We start from the raw sequence: 12,580 nt of genomic DNA, 5'->3' as shown, positions 1-12,580 counted from the left end.
TCATTCAGGATCCAGTTGGTTGGCTGCGGCGGCCAGCAACTGGCTGGCGGCGGCGAAGTCATAGTGTGCCATGTATGCGGCCAGGCGGTCCATTGCGGACTGCGACAGCAGCGTGGCCAGCGCGGGGCGAGCGCTGTCGAAACAGTCGGTGCTGTCGCCGCTGAATTCGGCGAGCAGCGCTTGCAGCTTGCGCAGCGCGGCAACGGCGTCGGCCAGGGACGCGCCCGCGCCGCTGCCTGGGCCGGCGCCGTTGACGGCATCCGGCTGCGCCGGCGGGACGGTCAGGAAATGGCGGTCGAGCGCGGCGCGCGCACCGGCCAGGGCCTGCTCCACGGCGGCCAGTTGGGGCGCGCCGTCCTGCGCGGCCCCGTCCTGCGCGGCCCCGTGCTGCGCCAGGACGGCTTCCAGCCCGGCGGCCGCACGTTCCAGCACGGTTGCGCCCAGGCTGCCCGCAACGCCGCGCAGGGTATGGGCGATGCGGCTCGCCTCGTCCCTGTCGCCGCGCGCAAGGGCGGACTGCACTTCGGCTACCGTTCCGGCCTGGGACTGGCGAAAGCTGTCCAGCAGCTGCAGGTATAGCGCGGCATTGCCTGCAACGTGGTACAGGCCGAGCGCCGTGTCGAATCCTTCCAGCACGGGCGGGACGGCGGGAGGCTGGCCGGCGGCGCGGTAGCGCTCCGCCGCGCCGGGCGCCAGCGCCGTGTCCGTGGCCGGCGGCTGCGCCGGCGCCAGGCGGGCAATGCCCAGCCAGCGCGCCAGCACGGCGTAGAGCCGGTCCGGCTCTATCGGCTTGGTGACATAGTCCTGCATGCCTTCGGCCAGGCAGCGCTCGCGGATATCGGGCAGCGCGTGGGCCGTCATCGCCACCACCGGCAGCGCGTCGAAATCCTTGTCCTCGCGCAGGCGCCGGGTGGCGGCATGGCCGTCCAGCAGCGGCATCTCCAGGTCCATCAGCACCAGCGCGTAGCCTTCCGGCCCGGCCTCGCGCAGCATCTCCAGCGCCTGTTCGCCGTTGCCGGCCATGTCCACGCAGATGCCCAGCGTGGCCATCAACTCCGCGCCGATCTGCTGGTTAACCGCATTGTCCTCCACCAGCAGCACGCGTGCGGCGTAGCGCTGGCCCGGCAGGGCCTCGGCGGCGGGCGCTTGCCCGTTGCGCCGGTCGCCCAGGCGGCGGTCCCGCTCCGACCTGCGGTCCGCGCCGCGCTGGGTGAAGCCGGGCGACAGCAGCGACACCAGCGTGTCAACCAGCGCCGACTGCCCGATAGGCTTGAACAGGAAGGCCACCACGCCGGCCTGCTCGGCCTCGTGCTGCACTTCCTCGCGCCCGAAGGCAGTCACCAGCACAATGCGGGGCCGCTCGCGCAGCGCCGCGTCCTGCTGCACCCTGCGCGCCAGCTCAACGCCGTCCATGTCCGGCATGCGCCAGTCGCTCAGCACCAGCCGGTAGGGATCGTCCGCCTTGTCGGCCGCCGCGATGCAGGCCAGCGCCTCGGCTCCGCTGGCGGCGGTATCGGTGCGCAGCGGCAGCGCGCGCATGGACTCGGCCAGGATTTCCAGCGCCACCGGGCTGTCGTCCACCAGCAGCAGGCGCACGCCGTTGAGCGCGGCGGGCGCCACTTCGGGATGGTCGGGCTGCACGGTCAGCGGGAATTCCAGGTCGAAGCTGAATACCGAACCCTGCCCCGGCACGCTCTCCACGGCGATCTCGCCGCCCATCAGCCGCACCAGCTGCTGCGAAATCGACAGCCCCAGGCCGGTGCCGCCGTACTCGCGGGTGGTGGAGCCGTTGGCCTGGCTGAAGGCCTGGAACAGTTTCGCCATCTGCTCGGGCGTCATGCCGATGCCGGTGTCGCGCACCGAGAAACGCAGCAGCGCGGTATGCTCGCCGGGCGCCGCGTCGCGCCGCATACAGGTCATTTCCAGCTCGCCCGCAGGCGTGAACTTGACGGCGTTGTTGACCAGGTTGATCAGCACCTGCTCCAGCCGCAGCGGATCGCCCACCAGGTGGCGCGGTATGGACGGCGGCACGTGGAACAGGTACTCCAGCCGCTTGTCCGCCGCCAGCTGGCTGGTGACGCTGGCCACGTTGGCCAGCACGTCGTCCAGGAAGAACGGCACGTGCTCCACTTCCAGCCGGCCCGCTTCGATCTTGGAGAAGTCCAGGATGTCGTTGATGATGGCCAGCAGCGACATGGCGGCGCGGTGGATCTTGCTCACATAGTCGTGCTGCTTGGGCGTGAGCCCGGTGCGCAGGGCCAGGTAGGCCATGCCGATAATGGCGCTCATGGGCGTGCGGATTTCGTGGCTCATATTGGCCAGGAATTCGGACTTGGCCTCATTGGCCGCCTCGGCCGCCTGGTTGGCTTTCACCAGCTGTTTCTGGCTGTCGCTGGCCAGCTGCACCGCGCGGGTCAGTTCGGCGGTGCGCTCGGCGATCTTCAGCTCCAGGTGGCTATTGAGCTCGCGCAGCTCGTGCTCGGCCTGGCCCAGCCGGGCCAGCGTGTCGCGGAAACTGTACACGGCCTTGGACAGCCGCCCAACCTGGTCGGCGCGGTCTATGCCGGAGAGCTTGATGTCCGCCTCGCCCGCCGTCAGCTTCTCCAGCGCGTTCTGGATGTCGGCAAAGGGCCCGATCACCTTGCGCCCCACCAGCAGGATGGACACCACGATGGCCAGCGCCAGCAGCAGGTTGGCCACCACCGTGTGGGTGATCTGGCGCCGCAGCTGCAGGTCCACCTGCTGCCGCGAGAAGGCCAGCTCCAGCGTGCCGACCGGGTAGTTGCGCTTGCCGTACTCGAATTCGACGGCACGCCGCACGTGGATGGCGTCCGCGGTTGCGCCGCGCCCGGCGTGCAGGCGGGCCAGCTCCTCGCCGCCCGGCGCCAGCACCCTCAGGTCCAGCACTTCGGGGCTGGCCTGCATGGCGTCCACCACGCCGGCAACGGCGGCACTGTTGATGTCGAACAGCGGGCGCGCCAGGGTTTGCGCCAGCACGCTGGCCAGGTGGTCGGCGCGCTCGCGCAGGTGCTGCTCCGCTTCCGCGCGCAGAGTGTGCGCGGCGTAGGTGGTGTAGACCGCCGTGGTGAGCACCACCGCCAGCAAGATGCCCGTGGCAAGGCGCAGCAGGATATCTTCGCGCCAGGCCCTGAGCAGGTAGCGGCGCATCAGTTGTTCCCGCCTTCCAGCGCCGCCTGTTCTATTTTCTTGTAGGCCGGACTGTTGCGCACCTGCGCCATGGCCGTCCAGATGCGCTGCGCCAGCTCCGGCCGCCGTTCGGCCATACCGTGCGACAGCACCAGGTAATAGGGTTTTTCGATCAGCGGCAGCGGCAGCACTTCCAGCTGTGCCGCCAGCGGGCCGCGCATGATGGCGGCGGTGTCGCTGCCTCCCATGGCTGCCGCGCCAAGGCGGCCCAGTATCAGCTTGCGCGCCAGTTCGTCGGCGCGCTGGCTGCCTTCGTCCACCTCCACATGCAGGCCGCGCAGCACCTCGCCCACCGAATAGCCCAGCTGGAAACCGACCGGCCCTTGCAGCTTGCGCAAGGCCTTGCCGTCCCACTCCACGGCGCTGCCCTTGCGGCGCAACAGCATGTAGCGGTCCACGTGCATGCGCTTGGCGCTGTCCGCGCTGCCTGAGCCGGCGCCGTCCGTGCCGGGAAACACGCCCAGCGCGCGCCGCTCGGGCATATAGCTGACGGCGAAGGCGCCGTCGTAGGCGTTGGCCTGCAGCTGCGCCAGGCAGCGCTTCCAGGGCACGCTTTGGAAATCGAAATGGATGTTGAGGCGCTGCTCCACCATGCGCAGCAGCTCGAAATTCAGGCCGCCCAGCTGCTCGGTGCGCCAGGGGGTGACGTTGGCACGCTCAAAGCACAGGGTGACGGTCTCCACCGGGGGCGCAGCCTGGGCGGCGGCGGCAGCCATGGCGCAGCAGGCCAGGGCAGCCAGCGTCCGTTTGGCGCGGCGGCTGCCCATCATGGTCAGGCCGTGGCCCGTATGCTGAAATCCACGCCCACCTCGTCCCATAGCTCCTGCTCCTTCTCCATCCAGTAGGATACGGTCGGATGGCCGCTCACCCACTCGCGCCGCAGTTCCAGTTCGATACGGTTTTTCATGCGCAGCCTCAGCTCCGTGAAATCGATCTCTATGCGCGAATGCATGAACAGGATGGCCAGGCGCAGCGCCACCACGGCCTTGGCGAAGTCCGCGTCGGTCAGGAACTCGCCCACCTTGCGCAGATTGCCCTTCTGCGCCACGATCAGGCGCCCCATGGTTTTCTGGTCGCGCGTGGTGAAGCCCGGCAGGTCCGCGTTCTCCACCATATAGCAGGCGTGCTTGTGGTAGCCGGTTTGCGACACCGCCATGCCCACCTCGTGCAGCAGCGCGCTCCAGGACAGCAGGCGCGTGTAGTTGTCGGTGACGGGCTTCATCTGCGCGTACAGCGCGCCGGCGTATTCAGCCACGCGGTCGGCGCGCGCCTCGTCGACCTGGAAGCGCTGCAGGAAGGCGCGCACCGACTGGTCGCGCCGGTCGCGCTTGGTCGAACGCAGGTGCAGGTCCCACATCACGCCCACGCGCAGGCCGGCTTCTATCGGGGTCAGCGAGGCCACGCCCAGTTCATGCACCAGCGCGATCAGCACGGCCAGGCCGCCGACGATGGTGCCGGCGCGGTCCGGGCGCAGGCCCGGCATGTCCATCTTGGCCACGTGGCCGGCCGCGATGAAGCGCTTTTTAAGCGCCTCCAGGCTGACCGCCGTCACGCCGTTGCCCAGCTTGTTTTTTTCGATGATGTCGGCAATCGCCCGGATGGTGCCGGACGAGCCGTAGCACTTCTTCCAGTATTCTGGGTGGTAAGGCGGCGCCGCGTCCTCGAAATGGCTGCGCGCCGACAGGATGGCCGCCTCGAACGAGGGCCCGTCCACCCGGCCGCCGACGAAGAAGGACAGGCTTTGCTTGACGCTACCGATGGAGAAGGACTCGACGCGCTCGATGTCGCTGCCGCGCCCCAGTATCAACTCGGTCGAGCCGCCGCCGATGTCGATCACCAGGCGCCGCTCGCCCGGCAGGTTGAGGGCGTTGGACACGCCCATGTAGATCAGCCGCCCCTCCTCCTCGCCGGAGATGATTTCGATGGGCTGGCCGATGGCCTGCTCGGCGGCGGGCAGGAAGGCGGCGGCGTTGCGCGCCAGCCGCAGGGTGGACGTGGCCACCACGCGCACCGCTTCCAGCTCGTAGGCCTCCAGCACGGCGCGGAAGTTCTTCAGGCAGCCGAGCGCGGCCTGCATGGCTGCCTCGGTCAGATTGCCGGAGGCGTCCAGGCCGGCCGCCAGGCGGATCGGCTCGCGCGCCGTTTTGACGACGCGGATCTCGTCGCCGTCGTGCCTGCCGATGGCAAGGCGAAAACTATTGGAACCCAGGTCTACCGCTGCGTACATGCTAACTGCTCCAGGTGTGGGTCCGTGTATTGATTCCAGCATCGATTTATACTGTTTATATGAAAATGCTACCACAGTACGGCTCGATTATGACGCGATGATGACAGTCTGTCTCCCGTGCGCGACGAAGCGCCCGGCCGGCGGCGGCTACACTTCGGCCATGGTCACGTCCGGCGCTTCCATCACCCGGTTGGCGCCGGCCAGCATGGCCTGCTGCAAGGCGCCGTCGGCGCGCTTGAACAGGGTGACGGTGCTGTCGTCGGCGCGGATGGTGGTCACGCCCATGCTGGCGGTGACGCTGATCATGGCCTTGTCGGCCCGCACCGGCTGCGCGGCGATGGCGGCGCGGATGCGCTCGGCCACCATGGCGGCGTCCTGCTGCGAGGTGCGCGGCAGCTGGATGGCGAATTCGGCCCCGCCCAGGCGGCCCATCAGGTCGCTGTCGCGCAGCTGCTTCTTGCAGATGTCGGCCATGGCCTTCAGCACCACGTCGCCCACGGTGTGGCCGTAGCTGTCGTTGACGCGCTTGAACTGGTCCATATTGAGGATGATGAGCGCGGTGGGCATGCCGGGGCGGCGCGCCAGCGCCATCCACGGCGCCAGCGCCTGGTAGAAGCCGCGCCGGTTCGGCACGTCCGTCAGCGCATCCATCACTTCCAGGCGCGCCAGTTCCGACTGCAGCTTTTCGCGCGACAGCAGCAGATAGCCGAAGGCGTTGGTCAGCATCATCAGGTACAGCGCGCCGAAGCCCACGCCCTGCAGCACGCCGGGGCCGATCCAGGACCAGCCTTCGGGATGCATGGCGGCCAGCAGGCCGCGCCCGGCCACCAGCACGCTCAGCGCCGCCATCGTGACCACCAGGTAGCGCCGCAGCATGGAGCCGCCGCGCCAGGCCAGCGCCAGCGCGGCCACGCCGGACAGGAAGAAGCCGCTGACGATGAGGAAGCCGGCGGCGGCGCGCGCGCCCGGCTCCACTTCCAGGAAATGGCAGGCCAGGTAGACGAAGGCGGCGCCGGCCAGCGCCGGCAGCAGCAGGCGGCGCCAGCCCGGCCGGCCGGCCGCCTCCCACAGCGCGCCCGCGTCCAGCGCCATGCCGGCGAACAGCAGCACATTGGCCAGCGGGCCGGTCAGCATGTCCGGCAGCACGCCGCGCAGGTACAGCAGGAACCAGGCCGCCGCCTGCAATTGCTTGGCGACAGCCCAGGTGGACAGGCTGAGGGACTTCTTGCTTTCGTACTGGAAGAAGAACAGCGCGGCGCACAGGCTCAGATTGCCCAGCGCCAGAGCCAGTACCAGGGTTTTTATATCCATGTCGGGGACACCGGGCCGCGCCTGCGGCCCCGCTTAGACTTCGTGTTCGACGTTGGCGCTGCCGTCGCCGATCTTGCTGGCCCAGGCCTTGGAGAAGAATTCCTTCTCGTCCTCGGTGGGGGCGTCGTGCCAGAACACGATCAGCGTGCCCTTGTGGTCGTGGATTTGCGAAAATTTCTCGATAAAGCTGGATTTGCCGGCGATATCAGCCAGCGCCGCCACATAGCCATAAACGCGGCCCAGACGCTCGATGCGGTCGGGTTCGGTGAAGCTGTTTGTGGCGGTAATGGTCGGGTGATCTAAAAACATGGTGTGCTCTCTCCGCGGTGGCCGCTGCCTATGACGGCAATGTACCGATAAATAGTGTGCGTGTAAATGAATATGCGCGGGCGCATGCTCTCCGCTACAATTCCCCGAGCTTATCAGAACTTAATGGTTGACAACAAGGCCAGCGCCCCATGCCGCCCACTCCCGAACCCACGCCAGCAACAGTCGCAGCGCCGCCGCGCGTACTCACGCACGGCGGCCTGCGCACGCTGGAGTTCGAGCCCGGCCTGGTGCAGAGCGAAATGAGCATGGCCGATCCCGACCGGCTGGTGCTGGCCTATGCGCGCGCCATGATGTGCTTTGTGCTGTTCCAGCCGCGTCCGGCCCACATCGTCATGGTCGGCCTGGGCGGCGGCTCGCTGGCCAAGTTCTGCTACCGCTACCTGCCGCACAGCCGCATCACCGTGATCGAGCTGCGCGCCGACGTGATCGCGCTGCGCGCGCAATTCGCCATTCCGCCGGACGACGAGCGCTTCCGCGTAGTGCACGCCGACGCCAGCCGCTATCTGGCCGGGCTGCGCGCGGCGGCCGACGTGCTGCTGGTGGACGGATTCGACGGCGACGGCCTGCCGCCCGCGCTGAGCAGCGCCAGCTTCTATGCGGACTGCCGCCGCGCCCTGCGCCCCGGCGGCGTGCTGGTGGCCAATGTGTTCAGCTACGACCCGCAATATCCCGCCGTGCTGCGCCGCCTGCGGGCCTGCTTCCAGCAGCGCGTGGGCAGCTTTTATGGCATCGCGGGCAACAACCGCCTGCTGTTCGCGCTGAAAGCCAGCCCCGGCGCCCCGCCCTCCCCGGCCCAGCGCGCGCTGCAGCGGACCGTGCACCGCCGGGGGCCGGCCTGGGGCCTGGCGCACCGCATGCTGGCGCGCTGGACCGTGTTCCGGCTGCGCTGGCCCGCCCGGCTTGGCAACATTACTAAATAGAAATAGTTGTTGTTCAGGGGAATTATTTTTGCTTCGGATTATGCCATGTGGCAAGTTTTTGTGACAAACTAGTGGCGGCCCTTCGTGGGCCAAGTTCCACCAATTTTTCACTGAACAGGAAAGTAATGACACGTCGCCGCAAATCCACCCTGACCGTTGCGGCGGCCTGCACCCTGGCTGTCGGCCTGATCATCTCCTGCGTGCTGTTCGCCGCCGTGGGGGCGCTGGAATACGGCAAGATGCAGCTCGACTTCGAACAGCGCGCCAACCTGCGCACCAGCGCCATCCAGCGCGGCCTGAACGAAGCGGTGCAGGTGCTGAAAGTGACCAACCAGCTGTTCGTGGCCGCCGCGCCGGTCAGCCGCCAGCAGTTCCGCGACTTCACCGCGCCGCTGCTGCTGCAATACCCGTTTATCCAGGCCTTCAACTACCACCGCATCGTGACCCTGGCCGAGCGCCCGGCCTACGAGGCCGACATGCGGCGCGAGTTCCCGGGCTTTATCATCAACGAGCATGAGAACGGCGTGCTGCGCCCGGCCGGCGAGCGGCCCACTTATGACGTGGTGCACTTCCTGGAGCCGGTGGACGGCAACCAGCGCGCCTTCGGCCTCGACTCCGGCTACACCCCGCCCATGCAGCGCGCCATCGACGAGATCCTCACCACCGGCGAACCGCGCTCCACCGGCCTGCTCAAGCTGGCCCAGTCCAAGGGCAACGAGCCCGGCCTGGTCATGGTGATGCCGGTCTACCGTCCCGGCGCGCCGGCGGGCAACGCGCTCGAACGCAAGGCCGCCTGGCAGGGCGACACCGCCACCGTGATCCGCGCCACCTCGCTGGTGAGCAAAATCCTGCAGTCGGCCGGCCTGCTGGCGGACAGCGGCCTGGCGCTGCGCGTCTACATCGGCGCGCCGGCGCAGGCCGGCAACCTGGTGTTCAGCCACGGCGAGCTGCCCGGCACGCCCGGCGCGGCGCATCCGCTTGCGCGCTGGCTGGCCTTCCACCAGCACGCGCTGTACCGCCAGACCTACACCGTGCTGGGCCAGCCGTGGGAGGTGCGCGTGACCGCCCTGCCCCAGCCCTTCATCGACACCCACCTCGGCTCGCTGTGCACGCTGCTGGGCGGCGTGCTGTTCAGCGTACTGATGGCGGCGCTGGTGCAAAGCCTGGTGCTGCGCTCGCGCCGCGTGCAGATGCTGGTGGACGCGCGCACCATCGAACTGCGCCAGTCCAACGAGCGCCTGGCGGCCGACGTGGCCATGCGCAAGCACACCGAACGCGCCCTGCTCGACAGCGAGCAGCGCTTCCGCCGCCTGCTGGCGCTGTCCTCGGACTGGTACTGGGAGCAGGACGCCTTCTTCCGCTTCACCAGCATCACCGACGGCTTCTTTGAAAAAGGCCACATCAGCCCGGGCCGCTTCATCGGCCTGACCCGCTGGGACTGCACGCCGGAGATGCTCACCACGCGCTGGGGCCGCGACCATATCGCCCAACTGGAGGCGCGCCTGCCTTTCTCCAACCTGGAATATGCCATCACCGGCGACGACGGCGTGCTGCGCTGGTACAACACCAGCGGCGAGCCGGTGTACGACGCGCGCGGCGAGTTCAAAGGCTACCGCGGCACCGGCAGCGAGATCACCGAGCGCAAGCTGTCCGAGCAGCGCATCCAGCACATCGCCCACCACGACGTGCTGACCGGCCTGCCCAACCGCGCGCTGCTGCAGGACCGCCTGGGCCAGGCCATCGCCTACGCCAACCGCAGCGGCCATCCGATGTGGGTGCTGCTGATCGACCTGGACCGCTTCAAGTTCGTCAACGACAGCCTGGGCCACAAGGCCGGCGACCAGCTGCTCAAGACCGTGGCCGAGCGCCTGCAGACGGCGGTGCGCAGCAGCGACACGGTGGCGCGCCTGTCAGGCGACGAGTTCGTGGCCATCCTGGGCGAATCGAACGAGGCGGCGCTGTCGCCCGACATCGTGCAGCGCGTGATGCAGGCGGTGGCCCAGCCGGTGCTCCTGGAAGGCAAGGAATTCTTCGTCACCTGCAGCATCGGCGTGGCGTCCTACGACGGCAACGGCAACGCCCAGCACCTGATCGAACACGCCGACATTGCCATGTACGCGGCCAAGAAAATGGGCCGCAATATGTTCCAGTTCTACGAGCCGGCCATGAACGAGGAGGCGCAGGAGCGGCTGCGCATCGAGAACGCGCTGCGCAAGGCGCTCGAGCGCGGCGAGTTCGCGCTGCACTACCAGCCGCAGGTGGACCTGGAAAGCGGCCGCATTATCGGCGCCGAGGCGCTGCTGCGCTGGCAGCATCCGGAGCTGGGACTGGTGTCGCCGGCGCGCTTTATCGGCCTGGCCGAGGAAACCGGACTGATCGTGCCGATCGGCGCCTGGGTGCTGCGCACCGCCTGCGCGCAGGCCAGGGAATGGCTGGAGCACAGCCACGGCCATGCGCCGATGCGGATGGCGGTCAACCTGTCGGCGCGCCAGTTCAGCCAGCCGGACCTGGTGCAGACCATCGCGGCGGTGCTGGCCGAGACCGGCCTGCCGCCGGCCTGCCTGGAACTGGAGCTGACCGAGAGCGTGTTCATGAATGATGTGGCGCAGGCCGTCAGCCTGCTGCGCCAGCTCAAGGCGCTGGGCGTAACCCTGTCGATCGACGATTTCGGCACCGGCTACTCCAGCCTGGCCTACCTGCGCGACTTCCCCATCGACGTGCTGAAGATAGACCGCTCCTTCGTCAACGACATCATCACCGATCCGGACGACGCGGCCATTGTGGTGTCCGTGATTGCGCTGGCGCACAACCTGAAGCTGCGCGTGGTGGCCGAAGGCGTGGAAAACCGCGAGCAGCTGGACTTCCTGCAGCAGCACGGCTGCGACGCCATCCAGGGCTACTACTTCAGCCGTCCCGTGGCGCCGGAGCAGTTCGAACACATGGCGCGCCAGGGCCGCCACCTCGATTCCGCCAGCTCAACCCTGGCCGCCTGAGCGCGGCGCAATTCGCCTTACTGCCCGCCGGTCCCGGATGCAAATAACTGCCTCAGCGAGCGCGCCTCCTCCAGCGCATCGCTCCAGGCCGCCAGTTGCTCCTCGCTGGCCTTGGCCAGCTTGCTGCGGGCGGTGCGCGGCAGCGGCCCGAAACGCCGCGTGAGCAGGCGCTCCAGCAGCGCAGCCGCCCCTTCCTTCCGGCCTTGCTCCAGACCTTGCTCCAGGCCTTGTTTCAGCCCTTTTTTCAGGCCCAGCGCCTCTCCTTTGTCGAGAAACATTTGCTCCAATGGCGTGATCCATTCCATTGGATGCTTCATATCGAGCTCCATATTGTGCTCCTTTCCCAAGCAGAGAAAACCCTGCCAGAAGACTTCCTGCTGAGGCGCCGGCAAAGTCATCATCCAGTTAATCACCTTGAAAAAAACAATTATGCGCTGTTTGCTCCAGCCATGTTGATACAGTAGCTTGGTCAACTGCCACTTTGCCTCGTAGCGTTGATCAGCATCACGCCCGGCTTGCTGCGTGGTCGGCCAGCAGCACGAGACTGGCCACCGGCCGCGCGTACTCCGTGAAAATCCGGTAGTTGTAATCGAGAGTGCGGCGCGCCAGGGACGTCCATGCCCGGGGCTGCCACCTTGATCAAATGCAAAGCACAGCGGAATCGCTGCGGAGTGCTTTGCTTATTTGCGCTTGGGCGCGATCTGCTGGCGCGCGGCCTTGCGCAGCTTGGCTTGCTCGTAGCGGGCTTTCTGCTCGTCCGTCTCCGGCACCAGCGGCGGCACGGCGACCGGCTTGCGGTCCTTGTCCACCGCCACCATGGTGAAGTAGCAACTGTTCGCGTGGCGCACCAGGCGCTGCTGGATGTTTTCCGTCACCACCCGGATCCCTACTTCCATCGAGGTGTTGCCGGTGTAGTTGATCGAGGCCAGGAAGGTCACCAGCTCGCCCACGTGGATAGGCTGCAAAAACATCACCTGGTCCACCGACAGCGTCACCACATACGCGCCCGAGTAGCGGCTGGCGCAGGCGTAGGCCACGCTGTCGAGATATTTCAGGATGGTGCCGCCATGCACATTGCCGGAAAAGTTGGCCATGTCAGGGGTCATCAGTACGGTCATCGTCAGCTCGTGGGCCGACCAGTGCATTGCGCTATCCATCGCGAACCTTGAAGTGGTGGGTTAGATGCCTTGGGCTTCGATATCGGCCAGCGACTCGCGGCCTTTGTCGGTGATATCGTAGCCGCCGGCTTCGCGCGGCACGATATGGGCTTTCTTGCCGAGGAAGGTGGCCACTTCGCTGTCCAGCTTGACGTCGCCGCCTTCGGCCACGGCGCGCAGGCCGAGCACGCAGCGGCGCAGGAACAGCGCCTGCTGGCCTTTTTCGGTCAGGGTGATGTGGCCATTGCGGGCGATGCTGAACATCTTCAGCCCGGACAGGCGTTTGGTGTTGCGGCCGATGCATGCACTGATGCGCTCGCCCAGCTTGAGGCCGCGCGACACTTCTTTCAAAGCGTCATATTCGTCGGCGGAGAGTTTTTCGTTTTTCATTGCCTAAATTCCAAAAGAGACTTGCGGCCCTCATGGTACGCGCCT

The 12,580-nt window shown here is 67.4% G+C and carries 10 protein-coding genes; 2 read left to right on the top strand and 8 right to left on the bottom strand.

From position 1 onward, the window contains the following. The 5 genes from AC07S4_RS16000 to AC07S4_RS15980 form a co-directional block, all read right to left on the bottom strand. Positions 1-3,168: a hybrid sensor histidine kinase/response regulator gene (locus AC07S4_RS16000; protein WP_494987584.1), complete on the bottom strand. Its 3,168-nt coding sequence runs from the start codon at positions 3,166-3,168 to the stop codon at positions 1-3. Beyond that, positions 3,168-3,977 (bottom strand): substrate-binding periplasmic protein, encoded by an 810-nt coding sequence (locus tag AC07S4_RS15995; protein WP_494987583.1) that lies wholly within the window; start codon positions 3,975-3,977, stop codon positions 3,168-3,170. Before AC07S4_RS15995 ends, AC07S4_RS16000 begins: the two co-directional genes overlap by 1 nt. A 2-nt stretch (positions 3,978-3,979) precedes the next feature. Further along, positions 3,980-5,434, bottom strand: a complete 1,455-nt coding sequence (locus AC07S4_RS15990; protein ID WP_494987582.1) for a Ppx/GppA phosphatase family protein — start codon at positions 5,432-5,434, stop codon at positions 3,980-3,982. A gap of 147 nt (positions 5,435-5,581) precedes the next feature. Next, the gene (locus AC07S4_RS15985) at positions 5,582-6,745 is read right to left on the bottom strand and encodes a GGDEF domain-containing protein (protein WP_494987581.1); all 1,164 of its coding nucleotides are present in this window, start codon (positions 6,743-6,745) and stop codon (positions 5,582-5,584) included. Between the two features lie 33 nt (positions 6,746-6,778). Further along, complete coding sequence (locus tag AC07S4_RS15980) at positions 6,779-7,054, bottom strand: hypothetical protein (protein WP_161073990.1); 276 nt, start codon at positions 7,052-7,054, stop codon at positions 6,779-6,781. A gap of 149 nt (positions 7,055-7,203) precedes the next feature. On the opposite strand from AC07S4_RS15980, the gene AC07S4_RS15975 reads away from it, so the two are divergent. Both AC07S4_RS15975 and AC07S4_RS15970 read left to right on the top strand, forming a co-directional pair. After that, the gene (locus tag AC07S4_RS15975; protein ID WP_494987580.1) at positions 7,204-7,995 is read left to right on the top strand and encodes a spermine/spermidine synthase domain-containing protein; all 792 of its coding nucleotides are present in this window, start codon (positions 7,204-7,206) and stop codon (positions 7,993-7,995) included. Between the two features lie 125 nt (positions 7,996-8,120). Continuing rightward, positions 8,121-10,988: a bifunctional diguanylate cyclase/phosphodiesterase gene (locus tag AC07S4_RS15970; protein ID WP_494987579.1), complete on the top strand. Its 2,868-nt coding sequence runs from the start codon at positions 8,121-8,123 to the stop codon at positions 10,986-10,988. Positions 10,989-11,005: 17 nt separating this feature from the next. Here AC07S4_RS15970 and AC07S4_RS15965 read toward each other — a convergent pair whose 3' ends face one another. The 3 genes from AC07S4_RS15965 to AC07S4_RS15955 all read right to left on the bottom strand — a co-directional run bounded on the left by AC07S4_RS15965 (position 11,006) and on the right by AC07S4_RS15955 (position 12,535). Next, a complete protein-coding gene (locus AC07S4_RS15965) occupies positions 11,006-11,461 on the bottom strand; it encodes a DUF4351 domain-containing protein (RefSeq protein ID WP_494987578.1) in 456 nt (151 codons plus the stop codon). Positions 11,462-11,668: 207 nt separating this feature from the next. After that, on the bottom strand, positions 11,669-12,133 hold the full coding sequence (locus tag AC07S4_RS15960; protein WP_161073987.1) for an acyl-CoA thioesterase: 465 nt from the start codon (positions 12,131-12,133) through the stop codon (positions 11,669-11,671). A gap of 33 nt (positions 12,134-12,166) precedes the next feature. Then, complete coding sequence (locus AC07S4_RS15955) at positions 12,167-12,535, bottom strand: hypothetical protein (RefSeq protein WP_494987577.1); 369 nt, start codon at positions 12,533-12,535, stop codon at positions 12,167-12,169. Positions 12,536-12,580 lie beyond the last annotated feature (45 nt).

The organism is Pseudoduganella sp. GW821-FHT05F09 (assembly GCF_059419605.1).
Note: the sequence above shows the minus strand (reverse complement) of the source record. Positions and strands in the feature narration are given on the sequence as shown.